General features: G+C 58.6%; 19 protein-coding genes, 1 other RNA gene and 1 pseudogene. 9 read left to right on the top strand and 12 right to left on the bottom strand.

Translation table 11 applies throughout. The annotated features are described in order from the left end of the window. Positions 1-21 precede the first annotated feature (21 nt). From K9857_RS17550 to K9857_RS17540, 3 genes are all read left to right on the top strand, one after another. Positions 22-933, top strand: a complete 912-nt coding sequence (locus tag K9857_RS17550) for a hypothetical protein (protein WP_224537829.1) — start codon at positions 22-24, stop codon at positions 931-933. A 47-nt stretch (positions 934-980) separates the two neighbouring features. Continuing rightward, positions 981-1047: hammerhead ribozyme type II (locus tag K9857_RS17545), an RNA gene on the top strand. A gap of 797 nt (positions 1048-1844) precedes the next feature. Beyond that, complete coding sequence (locus K9857_RS17540) at positions 1845-2180, top strand: DUF3077 domain-containing protein (protein WP_224537827.1); 336 nt, start codon at positions 1845-1847, stop codon at positions 2178-2180. Between the two features lie 75 nt (positions 2181-2255). Here K9857_RS17540 and K9857_RS17535 read toward each other — a convergent pair whose 3' ends face one another. Then, complete coding sequence (locus tag K9857_RS17535) at positions 2256-3389, bottom strand: alkene reductase (protein ID WP_224537826.1); 1134 nt, start codon at positions 3387-3389, stop codon at positions 2256-2258. A 91-nt stretch (positions 3390-3480) separates the two neighbouring features. Here K9857_RS17535 and K9857_RS17530 point away from each other — a divergent pair, with 91 nt between their 5' ends. Next, a complete protein-coding gene (locus K9857_RS17530) occupies positions 3481-3858 on the top strand; it encodes a winged helix-turn-helix transcriptional regulator (protein ID WP_224537824.1) in 378 nt (125 codons plus the stop codon). A gap of 126 nt (positions 3859-3984) precedes the next feature. Here K9857_RS17530 and pelG read toward each other — a convergent pair whose 3' ends face one another. The 8 genes from pelG to K9857_RS17490 all read right to left on the bottom strand — a co-directional run bounded on the left by pelG (position 3985) and on the right by K9857_RS17490 (position 17159). Continuing rightward, positions 3985-5355, bottom strand: coding sequence for an exopolysaccharide Pel transporter PelG (gene pelG / locus K9857_RS17525; RefSeq protein ID WP_224537822.1), 1371 nt, complete (start codon positions 5353-5355; stop codon positions 3985-3987). After that, positions 5356-6870 carry a GT4 family glycosyltransferase PelF gene (gene pelF, locus K9857_RS17520; RefSeq protein ID WP_224537821.1) on the bottom strand — a complete coding sequence of 505 codons (1515 nt, stop codon included), beginning with the start codon at positions 6868-6870 and terminating at the stop codon, positions 5356-5358. Further along, on the bottom strand, positions 6867-7856 hold the full coding sequence (locus K9857_RS17515) for a HEAT repeat domain-containing protein (RefSeq protein WP_224537819.1): 990 nt from the start codon (positions 7854-7856) through the stop codon (positions 6867-6869). Before K9857_RS17515 ends, pelF begins: the two co-directional genes overlap by 4 nt. Next, complete coding sequence (locus tag K9857_RS17510; protein ID WP_224537817.1) at positions 7834-9198, bottom strand: PelD GGDEF domain-containing protein; 1365 nt, start codon at positions 9196-9198, stop codon at positions 7834-7836. Before K9857_RS17510 ends, K9857_RS17515 begins: the two co-directional genes overlap by 23 nt. A gap of 5 nt (positions 9199-9203) precedes the next feature. After that, the gene (locus K9857_RS17505) at positions 9204-9722 is read right to left on the bottom strand and encodes a penicillin-binding protein activator LpoB (protein ID WP_224537815.1); all 519 of its coding nucleotides are present in this window, start codon (positions 9720-9722) and stop codon (positions 9204-9206) included. 28 nt (positions 9723-9750) lie between these two features. Beyond that, a complete protein-coding gene (locus K9857_RS17500; protein WP_224537813.1) occupies positions 9751-13374 on the bottom strand; it encodes a tetratricopeptide repeat protein in 3624 nt (1207 codons plus the stop codon). Then, entirely contained in the window at positions 13352-16165 is a 2814-nt protein-coding gene (locus K9857_RS17495; protein ID WP_224537812.1) for a bifunctional glycoside hydrolase 114/ polysaccharide deacetylase family protein, read from the bottom strand. Before K9857_RS17495 ends, K9857_RS17500 begins: the two co-directional genes overlap by 23 nt. Before the next feature lie 61 nt (positions 16166-16226). Further along, the gene (locus K9857_RS17490) at positions 16227-17159 is read right to left on the bottom strand and encodes an NAD-dependent epimerase/dehydratase family protein (RefSeq protein WP_224537810.1); all 933 of its coding nucleotides are present in this window, start codon (positions 17157-17159) and stop codon (positions 16227-16229) included. Between the two features lie 455 nt (positions 17160-17614). On the opposite strand from K9857_RS17490, the gene K9857_RS17485 reads away from it, so the two are divergent. Beyond that, positions 17615-18340 (top strand): zeta toxin family protein, encoded by a 726-nt coding sequence (locus K9857_RS17485; RefSeq protein WP_224537809.1) that lies wholly within the window; start codon positions 17615-17617, stop codon positions 18338-18340. Beyond that, positions 18337-18501 carry a hypothetical protein gene (locus tag K9857_RS17480; protein WP_224537807.1) on the top strand — a complete coding sequence of 55 codons (165 nt, stop codon included), beginning with the start codon at positions 18337-18339 and terminating at the stop codon, positions 18499-18501. Before K9857_RS17485 ends, K9857_RS17480 begins: the two co-directional genes overlap by 4 nt. Before the next feature lie 54 nt (positions 18502-18555). Here K9857_RS17480 and K9857_RS17475 read toward each other — a convergent pair whose 3' ends face one another. Continuing rightward, on the bottom strand, positions 18556-18807 hold the full coding sequence (locus K9857_RS17475; protein ID WP_224537805.1) for a helix-turn-helix transcriptional regulator: 252 nt from the start codon (positions 18805-18807) through the stop codon (positions 18556-18558). Between the two features lie 263 nt (positions 18808-19070). Between K9857_RS17475 and rimJ the strand changes: the two genes are divergently transcribed. Next, positions 19071-19658: a ribosomal protein S5-alanine N-acetyltransferase gene (gene rimJ, locus K9857_RS17470; protein ID WP_224537803.1), complete on the top strand. Its 588-nt coding sequence runs from the start codon at positions 19071-19073 to the stop codon at positions 19656-19658. A gap of 152 nt (positions 19659-19810) precedes the next feature. On the opposite strand, the gene K9857_RS17465 is transcribed toward rimJ, so the two are convergent. Together K9857_RS17465 and K9857_RS17460 are read right to left on the bottom strand one after the other, a co-directional pair. After that, positions 19811-20644, bottom strand: coding sequence for a phosphatase PAP2 family protein (locus K9857_RS17465; RefSeq protein ID WP_224537801.1), 834 nt, complete (start codon positions 20642-20644; stop codon positions 19811-19813). Positions 20645-20670: 26 nt separating this feature from the next. Further along, a complete protein-coding gene (locus K9857_RS17460; RefSeq protein WP_224537836.1) occupies positions 20671-21357 on the bottom strand; it encodes a histidine phosphatase family protein in 687 nt (228 codons plus the stop codon). 239 nt (positions 21358-21596) lie between these two features. Between K9857_RS17460 and K9857_RS30585 the strand changes: the two are divergent. After that, positions 21597-22658: pseudogene (locus K9857_RS30585) on the top strand (methyl-accepting chemotaxis protein); the annotation flags it as partial. After that, positions 22653-23516, top strand: coding sequence for a methyl-accepting chemotaxis protein (locus tag K9857_RS30580; RefSeq protein ID WP_411961580.1), 864 nt, complete (start codon positions 22653-22655; stop codon positions 23514-23516). The pseudogene K9857_RS30585 and the gene K9857_RS30580, both read left to right, overlap by 6 nt. Positions 23517-23549 lie beyond the last annotated feature (33 nt).

The raw sequence follows: 23549 nt of genomic DNA, 5'->3' as shown, positions 1-23549 counted from the left end.
ACTAAGGACCCTGGAGGCGACATGGAATCAGCACGCGATAAGTACACAAGAGAGATGGTGGAGGGAGAAGACCTATGGATGCTTCCTCAGGTGGACAAATATGGTTATGAATGTGGCGGCTGTGGTATCCAGGTATTTCCAGCCTCTTATGAACAGTCCAACCTTCAAAGGCCTCATTTCCGGAAACCCCAAAATACTTCGCACAAAGAAAATTGCGATATCGATGGCGATGAAAAAACCGTTGCCAGAGGGAAGAAAGGAAGTGTGCGCAATGAGCTCGAAACGAGTCCCGACCTGTCGCCGTCGAGACTTACATTGAGAGATGAGCGCCCTATAGTTGATCCTGAACGCCCGCCAACCTCAGAACAGACCTCAAGTGCAAGAGCTACAGAGCGCCTTGACGATGATGGAAGAGCGAGGGCTAAAGGCCGGCGCGCTGCCAACAGCATACGTCCAATATGCAGAGCATTCGTGAGGTTCCCCTTTGACCGGCTAATGTCACTTGACGTCCCAGGAGTAGAGGAAAAAACCTATCTAGAGGCATTCAAGAAACTTCGTGGTGAGGGGATAGAAACATTCTCCCGTGCGCGAATTTTCTACGCAGAGCTAGCTTGGACGAAACCTCAAGAGGAAGGTGAATTTTTGGTCATTCCACTTTCTGCCGGTGAGTGGAGCAAGGACAAAAAATTGGTTCGGCCTTACAAAATCCGCGTTGCTTGGTCGCAGTGGTCGAGATACAAAAAAACAATGGTGTCGAATGAGCTCGAAGTCGTTCGACTGGAGGGTATAGCGGCTAAGAAAAAGGATGAAAAGCATCGCCCCTATGTATTCTTCGTTGCCGAGCAAGATAGCAATGAGCCTGAGTTCTTCAACGTCAGAGATCATCGACTGATCTGTGGGGTGCTTGGCACGATTTCATACCCCAAACTTTAAACCCCGACTGCTGTAGACGCATTTTGCGGCACTGTCTAGCATCACTATGCCGAAACGTACCAAGCAGTGCGTCTCTCAGAGGTGGCCTCCTGAGACTGATGATGGCGGGCTCTGTTCTATGGATTATAGGTCCTACGGGTTTCATTCCAGGTTTTGTAATTGCAGAAATCATCTCTCATCTATCAACGCTCACTATGGAGGATTTGCATATGGTCAAGAAGGCGATACACGAGGTAATGGCATACGTTAAACGCTTCTCGAGTCGCTTCATCGCGTCTTTGGGGGCCCACCTCCCTTCCAGGCAAAGCCTGCTGAAGAGCTTGTGAAACTCAAGCGAAAAGGAGTCTGAGAAATTGCTTTATCTATTGGGAGTGGCCGAACGACATTTGAACGGCAGATTGGGATGAAAAAGTGGACCAAAAAACAGCTGCGTGTATCCCCACTAAAAACTTAACACCCCAACACCAACGAATTCGGGGCGTTTTCCATTGAGTTCAAACGCCCCCGGCCCACCAAATATCAAAAAAGACGTCCATGGACGTCTTTTTTGTGCCCGAAATTCGACAAATACAAGGGTTCAGTGCCCATTGATGGCTGTTGAGGTCTCAGGGAAGAGGGACAACTGGCGCTCCCGTTACTGGTCGTTAGCGGACGAAATCGAACGTCCAGAATACGCCTCTCCACAGGTATCGATGAGACTCATCGTGTCGTTTAAAAACCGCCGTTTAACCGTTCCCACAAATCTTTCCTGAAAGCTACAACACCTTGCGCCCTTGCCTACGGCTACGTGAGAATCCGCCGGCTTGTGCGCTTTTCAGACGGGTTCTATCGTTTTCCGGTCGCTGCGAAGTAGCGATCGGGTTTGGTAGCCCGGATGACTTGCTCCTTTTTTGCGATTTGGAGTTTCATCTATGCACAAGCAAGCACACATCCCCCCGGAAACCGATTCATCTTCCCCCACCGAAGACACCGATGAATGCCTCACCACCATCGGCCTAACCCCCTTCCACTACTGCAACAACGAACCCCTCTTCCGAGTAAACCGCGGCGTGCCCTTGGCCGACGCCTTGGAACAAGCTTCCGATTTGCTCTACCTGGTCAAGTCATTGACCATCGATGCCGCTTACTCCAAAGGCAACGACCGCCACGCATGGGCGGCACATCATCTAGCGTCGATGAGCAAAGCGGTGGTCGATGATGTGCAGAAAGTGCTCAGCAGATGGCCACCGATGAAAACCGACAGCTAGCCGTCAGAGGCGAAATCAAAAAAAAGACGTCCACGGACGTCTTTTTTTAGCCAGCAAATTCAAAACCTGCGCCACCTACACCGAGTACTCCGCAAAATCCGTATACCCCACCTCCCCCCGTCGCGTGTAATACGTCGCCCGATCCGCCTCCACCAGCGGCCAGCCATGCTTTAGCCTCGCCACCAGATCCGGATTGCCGATAAAGGGTCTGCCAAAACCGATCAAGTCCACCAACCCGCTATCCAGCGCTTCCTGCGCACCCTCCCGGTCAACAAACCCGCCGCACCAGATAATCGCCCCCGGAAACACTTTTCTCACCCGGGCCAGCAATTCATGATCAAGGTGATTGGACTTGAACTCGGCCACTTCCATGTTCGCCTCAGGCATCAGTTCATAAACCAGGTGCAGATACGCCACACCCAGCCGCGCCAACTGTTCGGCCACGTACATCAGGGTTTCCTCAGCCAGCGGATCCGCCGGTATTCCGTTGAACCGGCCAAACGGTGACAGACGAACCCCCACCCGTCCCGGACCCAGTTCACGCACCGCCGCTTCAACCACTTCCAGCAGGAACCGCGTACGGTTCTCGACGCTCGCGCCGCCGTAGCAATCGGTTCGGGTGTTGAGTACCGAGTTCATGAACTGTTCGAACAGGTAGCCATTGGCGCCGTGGATTTCGACGCCGTCGAATCCTGCCTTCCGCGCGTTGATGCTGTCCTGGGTGAAGGTGCCAACGAGACCCAGCACTTCATCGGTTCTCAGGCGTCGCGGCTGTCCTGCCGGGATATGGCCCAGCTTGCCATCGGGGCCGTGGGCGAATACTTGGGAGTCGGCCTTTTCTTCGGTGACACCCCAGGGCGCTTCGCCGTTGGGCATGAGCGACGGGTGGGCCATGCGGCCGACGTGCCACAGTTGCACGAATATTTTGCCGCCGTTTTTGTGTACCTCATCGGTCACCAGGCGCCAGCCCTGTTGTTGAGCCTGTGTGTAGATGCCTGGGGTCATGGCGTAGCCATTGCTGGACGGTGCGACGTCGGTGGCCTCGGCGACGATCAGGCCGGCGCTGGCCCGCTGTCCGTAGTAGGTGCCCATCAACTCGTTCGGCACGTCGCCTTCGGAGGTGCGCGTGCGGGTCATGGGCGCCATGACAATGCGGTTGTTCAGCAGAACGGTGTCGCCGAGTACTTTGGAATCGAACAGGTCTATCATGGGGGCTTGCCTCGGATCGGAATGGATCGGAAGCACAGCCTACGATTCGATAATCCTCTCCCTCTACACACCGTTTGGTCAGTGGTTACACATGAAGACGATCAATAGACTGCCGGGTTTGCCGATCGAGCGGGCGCTGGGCGTGCTCTCCGGGCGCTGGAAAGCGGTCATCCTCCATTTGTTGCTGGATGGCCCGCAACGCACCTGTGATCTGGAGAATCGAATTGCCGGCATTTCACAGAAGGTGTTGATCGAGCAACTGCGGGCGTTGGAGGAGCACGGGATGGTCAGTCGACAGCCCAGCGCCAAAGATCGCCAAGGGATCGAATACCTGCTCACGCCGCTTGGGGAAAGTTTGCGACCGATTCTGGAGTCGCTGATTGAATGGGGAACCCATCACGCCACGGAGCTGGACGAGGTCCATCGGCTGCTGCCTTGCGAAGCCGTCGTTCGGGATCGCAGTAACTAACGCCCTAACCCTGTAGGAGCGAGCATGCTCGCGATGCACGACAGAACAACGCGGGGAATCAGGTTTCCAGCGTTATCGTTGACGTCCATCGCGAGCATGCTCGCTCCTACAGGTTCGGCGTGTGCCTCAGCGCGACAGCATGAAGGTGTCGTATTCCAGGTCTTCCAGCGCCGTGGACAACCGGTGCAGCCCCAACAACACGCAGATCAGCAACGACAAGGTGAAGCCATAGCCGAAGAAGCTCGGGCCCAGGTGCATGCTGAGTAGCGTCAGGGTGGCGTTCAGCACCGCAAACAGCACGCACAACTCCAGCACCACTTTGCGCTTGTCCAGGTAGAAGAACACGTTGAGCAGCGCCATGAACACCACCTGGATGCTCACACCGATCAGGTCGATGTAGAACAGCGGCAGGTAGTAGCTGGAGATCCCCAGCCACTCCAGCAGACGTGGAGCGAACAGGTACAACAGCACTACGGTCAGCCCTTGTACCTTACAGATTTCCAGCAGGCCCTGACGGATCGACAGTGTCATCTCGGTTTTCAGCGAGTTGATGTGCTGCAGGGTTTCACCTTCGCGGATCGCCCGGAACAGGCGGTCGTACCATTCGGCAAAATCGGTCTCGATGCGCACCAGGAACACGGCCATCCCGGGGATGATCGCGAGGTAGGCAAGGAAGATCGGCAGGTCATACAGGATCGATGCACGCAGCGGACCGATGACGATGTTCGAAGTGCCGGGGTTGAACCAGAACAGGAACTTGTCGATCCAGATGCCGAAGTTGTAGAAGAACCCGGTCACCAGCAGGCTCATGAACACCTGGCGGCGCTGGAGGAAGTCGAAGGAGATCAGCTTCTCGGCGCGGTACTCGCGCAGGATGTCGTAGAGAAACAGGAACAGCAGCGAGCTGTGCCCGATCAGCAATGCCAGCAGCAGGCCCGGGATCTGCAGGAACGCCAGCTGCCAGGCACTGATTACCATCAGCGTGTAGCCCACCAGCATGGTCAGCAGAATGCGGTTATAGGCCTTCATCCCCGACAGGAAGATGATCACCATCCACAGGTTGCACAGCACCACGAAGTTCGCCAGCACCAGCAAGCGATAGATCAGCGACTGATCGAACAGCGTGCTCAGTATGACGATACCCAGCACGCCAGCGCCGATGGTGACCATCAGCAGCACGCCCAACAGGTTGGGCAGGATCTGCTCGTACTTGTGCTCGAACAGGCGGTCGGAAACGAAGCGGGTGAAGAACAGTTGCAGGCCGCCCGTGAGGATCAGCGAGGAGGCCATCAGGTAGGTCACCGTCACCAGGAACTGACCCACCAGCGTATTGGGAATCACCAATCCCAGACTGATGATACCCACCAGCATCACGCTGATGATCGACAGCACCCAGGGACCGGAACTGATCAGTCCGGCATACACATAAGCGTGCAAGGTCGCGGTGTAGGAATCGCGCGACAGGATCTTGCGGAGTTCGAAGCCAATCCCGGCCATTTAACTGTTCTCCATGGCGGCTTGATACAAATCGCGATAACGCTGCAGCATCAAGGCTTCGGTGTAGTAACGGGTGACCCGTTGCAGGCCGCTGGCCTGAGCGGCTTCCCAGCGTTGCGGGTTACGCAGCAGTTCGAGGATGGCGGTGCTGGTGGCTTGCGGATCGGCGATTGCCACGACCTTGCCGGCCAGGCCCAGATCGCGGTCTTCGGCGCTGCCGCCTTCAATGAGCTCGCGGCACGAGCCCACGTCACTGCTGACCACCGGCGTACCGGCGGCCCAGGCTTCGAGAATCACCAGCGGTTGCGCCTCGCTGATCGAGGTCAACACCATCAGCCCCAGTTGCGGCAGGATTTCCTGGATGCGCTGGAAGCCAAGGAAGTGCACCTTGCCCTCCAGCCCCAGGCTGGCCATCAGGCTGCGGCATTCGCTGACGTATTCCGGGTCTTCCTCTTCCGGACCGACGATCCAGCCTTCGGCATCGGGCATGGCGCTGATCACGCCGCGCATGGCCCGCAGGAAGGTTTTCACGTCCTTGATCGGCACCACCCGCCCAATCAGCCCCACCACCGGTGCAATCCCCGGTTTGCGGGATTCGAGCGCCGCGGTCCACTGCGGCAGGTTGATGCCGTTGGGAATGACCCGGGTGCGAACCGGATCGGCGCCGTCCTTGATCTGCCGCTGACGGTTACCGTCATACAGCGAAATGATGCTGTCGGCGCTGTTGTAGGTCAGTTGGCCGATACGTTCGAAGAAGCGCACCCACAAGGTACGGATATAACCAGAGCCTGAGTCGAGACTGCGATTCAGCGCCTCGCCAGAGCTCTCGGCGATCCAGCTGGCCTGGGCCAGGTCGATCTTGCGCTCCTTGGTGTAGATCCCGTGTTCGCTCAGCAGGTAGGTGCAGCCCCAGCGTTGCTTGAGGATGCAGCCCAGCAGGCCCGCGTAACCGGTGGAAATCGAGTGCAGCACCCGCGCCCGAGGCATCTTGCGCGACGCTTCGGCGAGCATCAGCATCGGCGACTGCATCGAGCGCAGGGTCCAGAAATAGTTGATGAACGACGGGTCCGCGCAGTGCAGGCGATAGCCTTCGCTCAACGCTTCCCAACTGGCGCGGCTGCGCAGCACGTCGTCCAGGGTCATGCGTCCTTGAGCGATGCAGTCGAGCATTCTTTCACCCAGGGCCGGCTCCGGCGCGTCCGGGTGATGCAGGAAGCGATACAGGTCCTGCTGTTGCTGCAGATCGGCTTCCCGTGGCGTGCCCTGACTATCGGTCGAATGGGTTGCATCCTCGAGAAAGACTTCTTCGATATGCAGCACGTTCGACGGCACTTCATAGCGACGCTCGCCATAGGCCACGCGTTGCCCGCCGATGAACATCACCGAGAAGGTCAATTCCGGCAGACCCAGGATCATCTGGTGAATCCAGCTCGACACACCGCCGCGCACGTAGGGCCAGGTGCCTTCGAGCAGCAGGCAGATGTCGGCCATCGGCACCTCTTGCTTTTGACTCATGTCCAGCTCCTCACCAGATCAGCGAAGGGAGGTCGCTGACGGGTTTTTTCGGGAAGGCTGGCAAGCAAACCCGGAATTTCATGGTATTGACCGGACTCGAAGGCAAGCTCGGCGTGGAACGGCAGAATCTGCGCCTCGCCCATGCCATCTTCCTGGGCCTTGGTCAGCAGCACCTCGGCGCGTTCGACATCGCCGCGCTCCAGGGCGATACGCCCGGCCAGCAGAAACAGCTCACCGCCCTCGCCTGCCTTCAAACCTTCTTCGGCATGTTCGTTGGCCTGATTGAGTACGTGCTCGAGCACGCTGCCCTGCGCCAGACCCAGATAGGCCAGCTCCCAGTACCAGCGCGCCAGGGTGCCGTGCAATTTGCCGGCAGCCTTGGTGCTGGCGCCTTGCAGTTGACCGAGGGCAATCTGGATCCGCAGGTTGATGTCGCTTTCCTGCTTGTCGAGCATCGAATACGCCAGCAGTCGTACGTCATCGCTCGGGTCGCCCAGGGCCAGTTTGAGGATCGGCACCGCTTCCTTGCCGGGCATGCGCTTGGTCGCGAGCAATGCGGCCAGGCGCTGGTCCGGATCCGGCGCATGACGCAACACGTCCTGCAAGCCGCCATCGGCGAAGATCGGCGAGCGGGTTTGCAGTTGCGCCCGATAAGGCAGGTCCGGAATGCCGACCGCTTGCCACGCCTGCTTGTCGCGTTTACGCGGCAGGTACAGCGCCGGGAAGATCGCCGCGACTACACCTACGGTCCCCAGAACCGGCACGAAGAACGCCAGGCTGAAAATGAACAGCGGACTCCACGGCAGCGGCTTACGGTAACGCTCCGGCAGCAGCAACCAGACCGCCGCACACAGCATCACGCAGGCCAGACCATGGCTGAGGGTGAAGACCCACAACTGGTGCGCATCGGGCAAATCAGACCACAAGGTGGTCCAACTGCCCGCCTCTAACAACAGGGCTCCGCTAAACAGCCACTTGCTGATCATTCAGTCCACACTCGTTGAACAGGAAGTTACGCAGCCCGTTGGGTTCACCAGGCTCCAGATTGAAGGGCATGACGCGCACACCCAGACTGTCCATGCTGCTTTCAATACCGAAGTGCTCGTGCAGCATCAGGTTGATCCGCGCCAGGTAACCTTCGGTGCCCTGCGGGCTGGTCAACGGCAGCAGCACCAGCAACAGTTGATGGTCACGGTTGTTACGCAGCGGCAAGTGCAAGTCCAGACCACGCTGACTGCGTTCGAGCAAGCGTGTCAGTTCTTCATTGGGGCGAGTCATTTCGAAGGCGAACAGGCCGGCCGACAACTTGTGTTTCTCGACGTCGACCACCGAGCGTTTGAGTTGCAGCGTGAAATGCTGCGCCTCGGAATCCTGCAGGTGCAAAACTTTGGTGTCGCGCTGCAGCAGGTCGGCGATGTGCCCGGCCAGCAACGCCAGCAGGCTCAAGGTACGTTCCTGGAAGGCGAAGAACGGCATCTGCCGCACAGCCAGTACCGCCAGCAGACGACCTTCGGCATCGATCAACGGAATGCAGGCTTGAAGCGAGGAGAATTTGCCCACGTTGCCGGCTTCGAGCAGTTCCTGGCGCACACTCACCAGTTCGCCACGCTCGATACACAGCTTGACCAGACCGTCGTCGACGTCCAGAGAACCCATGACGCCAATGGTCGCCAGTGGCGCGGGCAGCACCCGCGCACCGTCCGCGTCCACGCGATAGAGGCCGGCCACTCGCAGGGAACCGTACTGGCCAAGAACCGCGGTGATCGGGTCAGCCAATGCAGCCAGTGCATCGTTTTCGTCCGGCATCACCCGCAGTTTCTCGCGCAAGCCCAGCAACGAGCTGCGCAGACTCTGATCACTGCCCGCCACACGCTGCTCCAGCAAATCGTGGGAAACCCGCAGAATCTGGTGCGAACGGGTGAACTCATCGAGACGATACTGACGGTAGTCGTTGGCCATCTGCAGACGCTCCAGGCGTCGCTCCCACAGATCGCGAACCTCGCCGACCAGCATCCCGCAGACCAGCATGCCTACGATCCACGACGGTTCGAGCTCCGTGTAACCGGCGTGACCTGTGTAGCGCAGTACGAACACCGCCAGCACCAGAATCGCGCCGCTGAACAGGCCGCGAACAAAACCATAACGTACACCCAACAGCAGCGGCGCCAGAATCGGCCAAGGGAAACCACCGTGCATCTGCAACGGGTCTTCCGGGGTCAACCACAGGCCGAGGATGATGGCCAGGCCGGTCACCAAAATCGTTTCCAGCCAAGACACCGGGCCGCTGGCGCGAGGCGCCAGGCTGTAATCCATGTGTGGAGAATTCATCGCGATCACTCGAACCGAAGGGCGCCAACAAGTTTGTCGAGCACGGTCTGCGCGGTGCCCGCCAGGCTTTCACGGGACCAGCCGGCACGTGCGCCGCTCTTGCTCCACAGAACCTGACCGTTGCTGGCATCGAGTACGCGCAGGCTGATGCCTACCGCTGGCTCACCATCCAGACCGTTCTTGTATTGCCACTCTTCAACGCTGCCGGAGACCACGTAGTCGAGCTTCTGCTGACGAGCCCAGTCGAGAGCGCCGTTCAGACGCTCGTTGTCGTCCATCAGCGCCTGCTCGCCCTGAGTGCTGGCCGGGTAAACCCGAGGTTTGAGACCGTGGCTGCTGAGCACGCTGATCAGGATCTGCTCGCTGCGCTCACCCGCTTGCGGGGTTTGCGAATAGTTGACCATCGGCACCACGCCCCATTGCGCGTTGCGTGGCAGGTTCGGGCTTGCTTCATCGGTGAAGCTTGCACAACCGGCAACAAACAGGACGGTCAGTGCCAGGCTCAGATTACGAATTGTTTGCATACGTCGTTCTCCCGTAAAAATTCTTTGATCAGCGTCCGAAGCGCACGCCGTAGCTCACACCCATTGTTCCACCGGACTTGCCGTCCCCGCCTTGTGGCGCGGATTGGTAGCCGAAGGTCAGGGCCAGTTCGTCATCACCCAGCACTTCAAAACCGATCCCGGTATTGATGCCGTAGTTGAAGGTTTGATCCGTCCATTGCCAGCCCGCCGTCAAATCCACCAGCCAGGTGTATTGCGGATGGGTGCGCACCAGATCCCCAGGCAAGCCACGACGCCAGGTGCTGCCGAAATACAGCTGGCCGTAGCGGCTTTGCAACAGGTCACTGGCTTGCACGGTCGGGATGTCCGCCGGGTCGATCGGCTCTACGACACCATCTTCGTCAACGAACGGTTCCGGTGGTGCCGCGGAGATGACCGGGCCGCCAAAGTTGCTGGACAAGTAATTGAGCGTGCGGTCCTTGACCTTGTTTTTCTGATAGTCGACGCCGCTGCGCACGGACCAGTTCGGGCCTGCGAATTCCAGGATGTGGTTGAGCTCCATTTTCAGCGCATGACCGTCGCCCAGATCGTCGCCTGCCCGAGTGGAGAACTGGCGCTGGGCAATTTCCCAGCTGAACTGATCGCGAGCGGTCAGGTTGTGACGGCCACCCAGATACGCACGATCCTGCTGGCCGAAAGCGCGCATCAGGCCGCTGTCTTCGTTCTTGCGATGCCAGTCCAGACCTGCCTCCAGTTCATCGCTCACACCCAGCTGCCAGGTCCGGGACAGGCCAATGCCATTGCGGTCGTCGTCGCTGCGCTGGCTGGTGTCGAGGAACAGTTTGTAGCTGCCGTTCTCGACCCCGTGCTGCAGGGTCAGTGCGGCATTGCGCTCTGTGCCGATTTCCGAGGACCTGATGTCATCGCCGCTGTAGTCACCCTGCTCGACCTGAAGATCGGCGTACAGCTTATCGCCCAGGTTGTGTGCAATCTCCAGACGAGGCCCCTTGAACTCGACACCGCCGAAGTTCTGGTCCTGCCACGATATTTGCGCGCCCTGCGGCGTGCGCTCGTGGATCTCCACAGCCTGACGGCGCAGCTGTTCGCGTACCGCTTCAGGCTGATCGTCACCCAATGCCGAAAGGCTGGTATCGAGGGCTTCGTTCAAGCGACCAAGACGGTTGAGCGCCTGAGCCCGTTGCGCAGGGTTCAGATCGCTGCTGGCTAACAGGGCTTCGACCTGCGACTTGTTGCGGCTGCGCAGAGCTTCCTGAATCTGCTCGTAGCGCTCGACCTTCAAGCCCTGGCTACGTGCCCACGCCAGCCATTCATCCTTTTGCGATTCGGAATTGGTGGCATCCAGGCGAGCCAACAGGCGCTGGAACCACAACTGAAGCATGGCCGGCGAGCCGTCCTTCCACTTCAGCAATTCCTGCTGCGCCTTCTTCGGCGAATAGCTGCTGGTCATCAGACGCAGCCAGACCGCATAGCGCTGCGACGACGGCTTGATGTCCTCGCCTTCCGGGCTGCGCAACAGTTTCAGGCGCAAGCGCTGGGCGGCGTCTTCATATCCGGCGCTTTCCAGTGCATCGGCGTAGGCCGCCCGCACCAGCCAGTCGTTCGGGCTGGTCTTGAGATACATTCGATACCAGGCGAGTGCTTCAGCATCGCGCCCCAGCAGCTGGCTGGCACTGGCGAACGGCAGCCACATCAAGCGGTCCTGACGCGCAACTTCGCGCCATTGGGTCATCAGCGGCTTGAGTTTCGCGGTGTTGGCCTGATCGACGTAGAACCACACCAGTTGCTCACGGAACAGGTTGTCATTCGGATAGCGGGCCAGGCCTTCCTGATACAGGCGCTCGGCCTCTTCGGCATTGCCCTGCTTGGCCGCCAACGCACCACGCATCGCCAGCACCTGGGCCTGGTCATAGGCGTCCGGATATTGCTCGGCGTCCTTGAGCAACGACACCACCAACGTCCAGTCCTCCTGCTCCTGGGCTTGCTGCAAGGCTTCGACCAGACGCTGCGGATCCCGGGTGCGTTCCCAACTGCCGATTGTCAGCGTCAAGGCGCGTTTCGGGTCGCGAGTGCGATACATCGCGATCAGCTGGCTCTCGTCGCCACTGGTCAACTTGCCATTGATCGAGAGCAGTTTTTCCAGGGAAACCCGCAAATCTTCATCGCGCTCCAGATCCCAGGCCAGGGATGCGCGGGTGTGCCAGTAATTCTCGTCCTCGATGGTCGGATCATCGTCCTGCACCACCTTCCAGGCGGACTCGTTATCGAACAGCTTGAAGTAGGTGTTGGCCCAGTCGACCTGCTCGGTGGTATTGAGCTTGAAGCGCTTGGCATAGCTCTCATAAACCTTGGCCTTGGCCTCGAACTGCCCGGTGTTTTCCAGGTTCTGCAACAGACGCGTCCACGCCAGGCGATGCGACGGGTACTTGCGCAGGTACTTGTGGAACCAGGCTTCGGCTTCTTGCGGCGTGCCGCGCGATTCGTGGCCGTAGTTCAGCGCGTCGATTTCGATATCGGTCAGCGCGCGCTGATCCATGATTTCTTCGAGCAGAGGAATCGAACGATCGAAGTCAAACTGCTGACTCGCCAGACGCCACGCGTGCTCGCGCAGCTTCGGGTCCTCGCGCAGACGCAGCAGACTGATCCAGTAGGTCAGCGCCGCTTCGTTATCGCCACGCCATTCACCCAGACGTGCCATCTGCTCGAGCAAAGCCTGATCTTCAGGGTGATCGATGACCAATTGCTGACCGGTTTCCCAGGCGCCCGCAAGGTCGCCGATGGCCAGGCGAACATGGAAAGCTTTCAACGGAATTTGCGGGTTTTCCGGCTGCAGAGCCAGCCACTGCGCGAGCACTCGCTGCGCAAGATCAAAGCGCTTGTTCGCGACCGCGACATCGACGCCTTGTTCCAGCCAGGCAGCATCGGTCTGAGGATTGGTCAACTGTGGCAATTCATCAGCCAGCACTTGCGCAGCCTGGTCGCCACGACCGGCAGACAACAGGCTGTCGAAAGCCAGTTTCGAGAACTCGCGGCGCTCGGGGGCGTCCTTGGCTTCTCTTTTGAGCTGCTGGTAAATGTCCGCTGCACGGCCCGGCTGCTCGCCTGCCATGAACCAATGGGCGGCGGACTTCAGCGATTCGGTGCGCAGCTTCGGTTCGCGGTCGGCAATTTCTTCGTAGACGCCGGCGGCGAACGCCGGGGCCTGCAATTCCAGCGCAAGCTTGGCCAGGGTTTGCAATTGCGGGGTTGGCAACTTGCGATGATCGAAGGTTTTGAACCGCTCGACCAATGCCTGTTGCGCAATCAGATCGTTGCTGGTTTCGGCAACCAGTGCGTCAATCTGCAGACGATAAAAAGCCTGCATATCCGCCGTCGGCTTGGGCCAGGCCTCGAGATGCCGCCGTGCCTTTTCGTACTCGCCCAGGCGGATCAGCAGATCGATCAGCTGCATGCGCAGGTGATCATCGTCCGGGTGAGCCGCCAACAGCAGTTCGGCATAGTTGGCCGAGACAGCGTCCGGTTCACGACCATCGGGCTGGAATACTTCTTCACGCTGGAAGGTCGCCCACAGCAGACCTCCCACGGCAACCGCGACCACCGCCAGAGCCCATGGATTGAGCAGACGACTGTTTTTAGTTGCAGAGGAGTTGACCATTACTCACCTGCTTCATTGGTAATTGAAAAGTCCACAGCCCGGCAGACGACTTGCCTGCGAAACGCTGCCCATCCACTTCAACCCGGCAAGCGCTTGCCGAGCGTACCGAGAAGGTCAGATCGAACTGCCCGGCAAACGAAAAACTCACGCGTTGATCATCCAGATACTTCCAGTCCAGCAACGGCAGATTGGCGTCCTCCAGCGCCGGTCGGGTGTCCCGATCCGGACGCAGGACCAGCAACGCACGGTCGCTGCTCAGGGCCACATAGCGGCCTTGCGGAATATCGCGAACACCGGCAACGCCTTGCGAGCGCAGCAGATCCGGCCAGCCCATCTGCGGGTCCAGACGCACGGTACGCAGTGCGTCCATGCCACGAATCTGCCAGCTGCCATCGGCGGTTCTTGCAATGCTGGCCTGATACAGGCCGTGCATCCGGTCGATGTAATCACTCATCCACAGCGAGATCGGCTTCTGCTCGCGCATGAAGCTGTAGATATCGTGCATGGCCTTGATCGAGGCTTGTTTGGTGCTCGAGTAGAAGTGGTAGTAAAGATGCAGGCCGCGCAGGCGGCGTGGGCTGTCGGTCAGCTCGAAGGTTTCGATCAACTCGCGGAAGCCGTAGTACGGGCCGTGCCACAAGTTGGTGTAAAGGTTCTCGTTGATGATCGGCGCGTAGTACTGCAAGCCGCCTTCGGTGGGGCGCAGCAACGGGTTCAGACCGGTCAACGACGGATCGGCCTTGGTCATCATCGTTTCAGCGCCGTTGACGTTTTTCAGTCCCGCATCGTAGGCAATCTTCAGGGTCGATGCCCCAGGCAGGGCGTCACCCGGCCAGAACACCATCTTCACCGGCTTTTCCGGAGTGGTGAGCTGCTGGTTGATGTAGTCGCGCGAGCCGACCACCTCGCGATAGAAGTCGATTTTGTCGTAGCCCGGAATGACCATGTTCATGCCGTATTCAGGCTTGAAATTTTCGCGTTTCTTGGTCTTTTCCGGCTGCATGAAAAACGGGTGGCTGAAGGTGTGGGTGGCCACTTCAACCTTGGGGTTTGCAAAAATCTCGCGAGCGATGGGCTCAAGTTCACGCGCCAGGTGCGGGAACTTGCCCCGCGGCGAAATCTCGCCTTCGATGATCGATACCGAGGTCAGGAAAGGGTTGGGCTTGATGTAGTCGTCCAGCGTGTGACGACCAGCGTAGGGAGTGCCCCGCACTTCGGCACGGGATGGAAAACCATCGCCATCGATGTGCACGGTCGCGATGCGACGGCCGTTTTCGGTGGTGACGTCCGGGCTTGGTTGCTCAGGCAGACGCAGGCTGGCCTTGAGGAAAGCGAAAGGGTCGAGAATCCAGCGACTGCGCTCATTGTTCACTTCGAGAAGGTAAGGCGCCAACGCCAGTCCGCCCCAATCGCCAATGACGACCGGGTCGTAGGTTTCGCCCGCCGCATTTTTCAGCGACAGCGCCGATGTCGGCCCCTTGGGCAATACCGAAACCGCGGTCAGGTCGCGGGATCGGGGCTGCACCGGTGCTTCAAAAGCGCCAACCAGCGCTTTGTCTTGATGAGTGATGGTCAGGGTTTGCGTACCCGGTGGCGCTTCCCGGGTCAGGCCCATGCGTTTGAGCAGAACCCGGTCTTCAATCGGCAGCCCGGAGAAGAAGACCACGGGTACGTGCTCATCCAGTCGCGCAACGATGAAGCGATTGAAAGCCGCCGCGTCCTGCGGCGAGCCGCTGGTCATCCAGGTGATGACCCCGGCATACAGGCCGCTGAAAGCATATTGCGGCATGGAGCTGTTGGCCGGAATGTAGTCGACGCGATATCCCAGGTATTCGAGCAGACCGCCGAGATAGGTATGACCGGCGTTATCGGCCAGCTCACCTTCACGCGGGTCGTAAACCAGGGCCACACGACGCGGCTGGACTTCGATGTTGCTGACGCCCATCGAATTCAGGTCAGGGGTGCTGATGAAAGGAATGAAGCCTTCATCACGCAGACGCTTGGCCAGCTTGCGCGCTTCTTCACGACGCTCCGGTGGCAGGTAATCGATAGCCACCAGCGGAATGCCTTTGGCACGCAACGGTTGCAACTGACCCAGCAGCCATTGGCGATCGGCTTCCGGCACTGGACGATAGCGCTTGGCGGCCGGATCCCAACCGGCGTAAAGCGACTCGAATCCTACGGCTGCCGCTACCCCGTCAAGCTCGGGCAATACCTCAAAGCCGCGGTTGAAGAACAGCTTCAGTTTTGGCTGCTGCTTGTGCAGTTCACGCAGGAAACTGGCAAGGCCGGCACGCTGGGCTTCCTGCGATGCCTTGGGCAGCAGAGTGAAGCTGTCGAGGGTATCGAGAAACAGACCGCCATAGCCCTGGGCTTGCAATTGCTTGGCACGGCCGAGCAAGTGTTCACGCCAGGCCGGAGCCGTCAGGTCCATGACCTGGCTGTTCCACGAGTCATTGCGCATCGGGGAAACGGCCTTGGTCAGGCCGGCTTTAGTGATCTCGGCCTTGGAGCCGTCGAACTCGCCCACGGACAGGTAAGCGAACGGCTCACTGCCCATCTTGCGCAGGCTTTTGACATCAGCCGGGGTCATGTGCCCAGGTTCCACGACGGCCCATTCGAATTGCGCCAATTCAGCCAATGGCGGCTCATCCGCATACCAGAAGGTAACGCTGGAGGGTGACGGGAGTGCAGCTGCCTGTACGGCAGGGCCACTCACGCACAAAGCCAGAGCGGCTAACAGTCGTTTGGCGACCGAGCGGACACGCGTCCTGCGAAAAACGAATTCCATAACTCACTCTTGAATTGTATGAACCAATAACACTGCACCCGAAGCAGTTACACCGAACGGGTTACAGACTGCGGATCAACTGCGCCAATCCGTTGCCGATCGACGTCGGCTCCGGAAGGTCAAAGCGCTCGAGCAAACGAGTATTGTTGGCGCGCGAATGGCGAATATCGCCCTGACGTGGCGCCTGATAGTTCACCGTCAGGGGAGTGCCGGTAACGGTTCCCAATTCGGCGATCAGATCATTGAGGCTGGTGGAGCGGCTCAGGCCGATGTTCACGGCACCCGGCTGCGGCTCCTGCATTTCCACAGACTGAAGCAGAATCTTTACAAGATCCTGAACATAGACGAAGTCGCGGGTTTGCTTGCCGTCGCCGAAAATCGACACTGGCAGCTGCTTCATCGCACGCTCGGTAAAGATGCTGATCACGCCGGAGTACGGCGAAGAAGGATCCTGGCGTGGGCCGAAGATGTTGAAGAAACGCAGGACCACCGGCTCCAGGCCGTGTTCGCGGCGATAGAAGTCCAGGTAGTACTCACTGGCCAGTTTGTCGCTGGCGTACGGAGTCAGAGGAGATTTCGGGGTGTCTTCGTCGATGGCGGTGCCTTCACCGTTGTTGCCATAGATGGCAGCACTGGAGGCAAACACGACGCGCTTGATGCCGGCTTTCGCCATGCTTTCGCAAACGTTCAGGGTACCGACGAAATTGGCCTGGTGAGTCGAAACAGGATCGTCCACCGACGCCTGCACCGATGCCACAGCCGCCAAATGTACGACGGCGCCGCAATCGCGCATGGCCTGATTTACGACGCCGCTGTCGGCAACATCACCGGTGACCAGTTCCAGGGCGGAATTGTCGATTGGCAGATTGCTGACTTTGCCGGTCGACAGATTGTCCAGAACGCGAACTTTATATCCCTTGGCCAGCAAGGCTTCTACCAAATGCGACCCAATGAAACCTGCACCGCCAGTGACCAGTACGCGCTCAACAAACATGAAATTTCTTCCTGAAGATTCAAGCGGATACCAGATTGAATAGTCCGCTAACGGTGTGTGATCGGTTCCAGCATAGACCAATGTGGAGCAAGTGATACCAGGCGGTCACACCCGACGGCTTTATGGCGCAAGGCCATTAAAACGCTATCGATGATGTGAGATTTGGAGATTACTGTCAATAGGTTGTCGATTTCACTGCCGAGCGGTGAGCGCCATGGGAAAACAGTCATTATTTTGACGACAATGATCGGATCCAAAAGAGTGTAATTCAAAGTGTGGCGTATTGCTTGTAGTCCCTAATCGGCCAACATCTATCCCTTTCAATTTTTTAGGACATTTCCTTCAGAGACTGTCGAACGGCAGCGACTGGAGTGCCTCCAGTAAACCCATATCCTTTGCCCCGGCAGATTTGAAGCTCTGACGCCTTTCTCAAATCTCAACCAAGGAATGAGGGAATGACGCCTGCTGAACAACTCATGCAAGACGAAGCTGTTTCCTTTGCACGGCTGAACAAGAAGGCAATCGCCAAACGCATGACCAGCAGAGCGATTTACCCTTCTGAACAGGATCCTGTGTCTGTCTACATGGCAGGCTCACCAGGAGCAGGGAAAACAGAGGCATCGATCGCACTGGTGAATCTTTTTGCTGATACCACGATTCTGAGAATCGACCCGGATGAGCTTCGTAGTGAGTTTGCAGAATATGCAGGGGCAAACGCCTGGATATTCCAGAGAGGGGTATCGATCCTGGTCGAAAAAATACTTGATCTGGCATTCGTCCAGAATCAATCGTTCATCCTGGATGGGACTTTTTCCAATATAGATGTGGCTAGAAGGAACGTGGACAGATCGCTGCGCAAGGGTAGATTCGTGCAGATCCTTTACGTCTACCAAAATCCACTGCTTGCATGGGACTTCGTCAAAGCTCGTGAGGAAGCCGAGGGCAGAAGAATTCGATCAGAACAGTTCATCGATCAGTATTTCGCTGCGCGTGAAGTAGTGAACACGCTCAAGATGGAGTACCGAGGCGATATCCATGTGGATTTGCTGGTCAAGCACATCGATAATTCGGGTCGCCTCTACAAAGCCGGGGTCGACAAGATTGACTACCATATCCCTGAGCAGTACTCGCGGTCCGATTTAATCGCCAGGCTCGGATCAGAAGCAGGAGAAGATCAATGATTTCGAAGCGAGACCAGTCCAAGAAAGCCAAAAACCCTTTTGCAGACTTCATCCGCAATGGCAAGTCCGAGCAGAAAAAGCGTGTCTATGGTGAAGTACTGATCGAAGCGACCAAGCAGCAGAATATTGTGATCATGGAAGCCGAAACCAGACGAGCCTAGCTCGTCCACGTTTGCTGAGCCCTTTTGGCGTGTCGACTCTGAGATAAGTCATTTTCATTCGAACAAATCTGCCAACTCTTCAAGGGTTGGCAACACTGCCGGGATAACCGCGAACTCACAATCCAGCGCTCCCAGGACCCGGGCATAAGCGACCATCGCCACAGAGAGGGTGCCCTTCTCCACTGCGATGACTTTCTGTCGGGTCAAACCGGCGAGGTCAGCCAGTTGGGCTTGTGTGAGGCCTCGGTTTGTCCGTTTTTCGCGCACCTGCTGACCGAGGCGCGAGATAATCAGTGAATAATCCATGTCCAGCTACCGTTACATTTGTTATTCAATGTATAGCATACGAAACATTTTAAAGAGCCTGCATATTCGATTCGTTTGGAACATGACGCACCGCATGTCACCCCACACATGAACATTTCTTCACCCCTCCCCCAGATCAGAACCTGTACATTTCCCTCGCTCATTCAAGAAACTACGGTTTGCCCGCCCTCCCGCGGGCTTTTTTTTGCCTGTAGATTGCTCGGCATTCTCTGCGTTCATGGGCCGTTGGCCCGGAGTTTCCGATGACGATCTTCTCCCTGCCCTGCGAGCGGCTGACGTTGGCGATCCTGAGCCCCAGCCAGGCTGCGCTGGAAAGCGACTTTTACCTGCGCAACCAGGCGCATCTCGCGCCGTGGTCGCCGGTTCGTGCGGACGACTACTACAGCCCTGAACGAATTCGCTCGCGCCTGTCGCAACAGGCCATGGCCTTTGATGAGGGCTATGCGGTGCATTTCGCGGTGCTGGATCGTGATGACGGGCAGATGATTGGCGCGTGCAATTTCAGCGGCATCGTTCGGGGGGCGTTTCAGGCGTGTTATCTGGGATATCACATCTGCGAGTCGCGCCAGGGCCAGGGTTTGATGCGTGAGGCGCTGGAGGCGGGTATCGGGTATGTGTTCGAGACGCTGAACCTGCACCGGATCATGGCCAACTACATTCCGGGCAATGAGCGCAGCGCCCGGTTGCTGGAGCGCCTGGGTTTCGAGCGTGAGGGATATGCCAAGGCGTATCTGAACATTGCCGGGTGTTGGCAGGATCATGTGATGACGGCGTTGGTGAGCACGGTTTGGGAGGATCCGGAGCGGCAATGGTCGCGGCAGTTGGGATAGGGGGAAAACATCCCGGCTTTTGTGGCGAGGGGGCTTGCCCCCGTTGGGTTGCGGAGCAACCCCCAAAAAAATGGGACTGCTGCGCAGTCCAACGGGGGCAAGCCCCCTCGCCACAAAGGTTAGGTTTTACCGACGGACAGGTACTTCAAAATTCAAGTAGCTGGCTGAGTCTGCACACCTGATACCGCCTTTTCATGCCTCTGCAAAACCGGCGCCGCAAGCCGCGCCCTCCCATAAAACGCCAACGCCGTCAGCAAACACGCCAGCCACACGACAATCCCGGCCCAGAACGTGTGCGACATGTAATGCCAGCCCTGCAACACCCGCGTCGTGCCATACACAAAGCCCAGCCCCAACGAGCCGTACATCAGGGCCTTGGAATAACGCCAGCGATAACGCCGCGCCACGAAGTACAGCGCCAGCATCGTGAAGCCACCCGACGCATGCCCGCCCGGCCAGCAGCGACCATCACCGGCCACCTTCAGCAAATCGAAATTCTCGTACCACTCCTTGTGCTCGATCTTGCCGCCGTACTGCGTGGTTTCGATCGGGCAATACACACTGGTGTGGCCCTTGAGGTAGTGGATCAGGCCGGTGCTGATGGAGAACGCGAACACCACGTAGAGAAAATCCCGGCGATGTTTATGGGCAAAACGCAGCACTGGCGCGACTTTGATCTTTTCCAGGAAGGCGTGCAGCTTCGGATGCTTGTCCACGTTGAACACGGTCCAGAAAAAAGACAGCACGGAGCCGATCACCGCCAATTCGCCGGTCCAGTTCGGAATGATCCGTGCCCATTTATGGGTGATCTTTTCGAACAGGTGCACATGATCCAGCGGAAAACTCTTGGTCACCGGGTCGTAAAAGAGATCGTTGAACGCAATATCGATTTTGGTCAGGTCGAACATCAGGAACACCAGCACCGCACAGGCCAGGGGTATGCCGAAGTTCATCCAGTAAAAACGCGAGCGGGAGGCGGTCTGCATGGTGTTTCCAGATTCCGGGATTGAATTCATTGGTCAGCCACCGAGCGCCAGTCCGATGCTTCGATGAAGCCCAGCATGCGCGGCGCCTTGAATGGATCGGCGGTGATGAACAGTGATGCGCCATAACCCAGGGTCGAGCCTGGCACCTTGAGATCCTTTTCCAGTTGCGTCATGCATTCGCTGTGGGTCACCAGGATCAGGTTGCGTCCGGCCACCTTGTGCGCGAGGGCATCGCGCAACATGGTGCCCTTGCAGTTGATCAGCCAGTCATCACCGGTATCGACCTTGTTGAACATGTAGCCGGCTGTTTGCGCCGTACGCAGCAGCGGGCTGTTGTAGATGTCGGCTTTGCCCAGGCCCAGACGCTCGAACTGCGCACCGACTGTCACCGCGACATCCCGCGAACGATCGGTGATGCCATCGCCGCTGCTCAGGCATGGCGAGCGGGAGCGGTCGCAACGCTCGACATGACGCACCAGCACGATCACGTCGCCCTTGGCCCAACCTTCCTGCAACGCCCGCGCACCGGCAACGTTGCCGTGGGCCAGGTCCGGCACTGCGGCAGGGCGCAATAAAAACACAGTCAACGGAATCACCAGCAGCGCACAGGCCAGGATCACGGCGCTATTGCGATAACGGGCAAGACGGCTCAGGTCGAACGTGCGGGTGATGCCAAACAGTCTCAATTCCACAACAAGCCGCCTCGCCGGCACGTACTTCAAATTCGATGCGCCGAGGCTAAAGACAGGGGCGTAGGCAACCGGTGAAACACATGTGAAAAAAGAATCAACGTCCGGACAAATCCCCTGTTACAAAATCGCCATCACAAAATCCTTTCAGCTCTCGCGATTGCTGCCGATACAGGCCTGCTACACACCTTGCTGGCGCCTAAAAACAACAATCTTCCAGCCAACCGACGATCGAGAAGCACTACGTTCCTGGAGGAATTTTGATGAATAGCTGGTTCGGCAATATCAGCGTGAACCTGAAACTGGGCCTGGGATTCGGCCTGGTCCTGGCCTTGACCTGCATCCTCGCCCTGACGGGCTGGACCAGCCTGGGCAGCCTGATCGACCGCAGCAACTGGATGAGCGACATCACCCAGCTCAACGCCGGCCTGACCAAGCTGCGCGTGGTGCGCCTGCAGTACATGCTGGCCAACGGCGACGAAACCATCGCGCAGAATGTTCAGAACACCCTCGAAGGGTTTTCCGCTCAACACCAGGCCGTCCTGACCAAGTTCAAGAGCCCGGAAAACATCAAGTTGCTCAAGGAGCAAGGCAAGGTCATCGACGAATACAAAACTTCGCTGGCCAAAATGCGCGGTGCCTATCGCGCCGGCAACGGCGCACGCGATGTGATGCTCGTCAATGCGGAAACTGCCAGCGGCCTGATCAACGACATCAACAGCCACGTGCAGAAGCTGCCGCAGAGCGATCAACGCTTCGAACAGTTCCAGGCCATCACCGCGGCCCGGGAAGCTTTCCTGCTGGCGCGTTATGAAGTGCGCGGCTACACCGCCACCACCAACGCCGAAACCGAGCGCAAAGCCGTCGCGCAACTGGACCTGGCCATCGCCAGCGTGAAATCCCTGAACGTGCATATCGCCGATTTGCAGCAAGACGCCCTGCGCCAGCTGGAAACCGCCCTGGGCAACTACCGTAGCGCCTTGCAGTCCTACAAGGCCGCTGACAGCGAGGTGGTACAGGCGCGCAAGGAAATGACTGACCAAGGCGCCGCCATCGTTTCCCTGAGCGAGCAGCTGTATCAGATCCAGCTCGACCGTCGCGACGCCGAAAGCGCCCGCGCGCAAACCATGCAACTGGTCAGCACCCTGCTGGCACTGCTGGTGGGCATCATTGCCGCCGTGGTCATCACCCGTCAGATCACCGGCCCACTGCGTGAAACGCTGATCGTGGTCGATCGCATCGCCAGCGGCGACCTGTCCCATGACGTCAAGGTGACGCGCCGCGACGAACTCGGTGTGTTGCAGCAAGGCATCGCCCGCATGGGCGTGACCCTGCGCGACCTGATTAGCGGTATCCGCGACGGCGTGACACAGATCGCCAGCGCCGCCGAGGAGCTGTCGGCGGTGACCGAGCAGACCAGCGCCGGCGTCAACAGCCAGAAGGTCGAGACCGATCAGGTCGCGACCGCCATGCACGAGATGACCGCCACGGTTCAGGAAGTCGCGCGCAACGCTGAACAGGCCTCGCAAGCGGCCGCGGCGGCAGACGGCGAAGCCCGAGAAGGCGATAAGGTGGTCAACGAAGCCATCGCCCAGATCGAGCGCCTGGCCAGCGAAGTGGTGCGCTCCACCGAAGCCATGAGCGTGCTGCAACAGGAAAGCGACAAGATCGGCAGCGTCATGGACGTGATCAAGGCCGTGGCCGAACAGACCAACCTTCTGGCGCTCAACGCCGCCATCGAAGCGGCCCGTGCCGGTGAGGCCGGTCGTGGTTTCGCGGTAGTGGCCGATGAAGTCCGTGGCCTGGCCCAACGCACGCAGAAATCCACCGAGGAAATCGAAGGCCTGGTGGCCGGTCTGCAGAACGGCACGCAACAGGTCTCGGCGGTGATGAACAACAGCCGCGTACTCACCGACAGCAGCGTGGCCCTGACCCGCAAGGCCGGCGAGTCACTGGATAACATCACCCGCACGGTGTCGAACATTCAGTCGATGAACCAGCAGATTGCCGCAGCGGCCGAGCAGCAGAGCGCCGTGGCTGAGGAGATCAGCCGCAGCATCATCAATGTGCGGGATGTGTCGGAACAGACGGCGGCGGCCAGTGATGAGACGGCGGCGTCGAGTGTCGAGTTGGCGCGGTTGGGGAATCAGTTGCAGATGATGGTCAGCCACTTCCGGGTCTGATGTCAGGCAGACCGGTTCGCGGGCAAGCCTCGC

Origin of the sequence: Pseudomonas sp. REP124, assembly GCF_020164475.1 — a bacterium.
GTDB lineage: Bacteria > Pseudomonadota > Gammaproteobacteria > Pseudomonadales > Pseudomonadaceae > Aquipseudomonas.
This window is presented reverse-complemented; position numbering and strand designations above follow the sequence as displayed.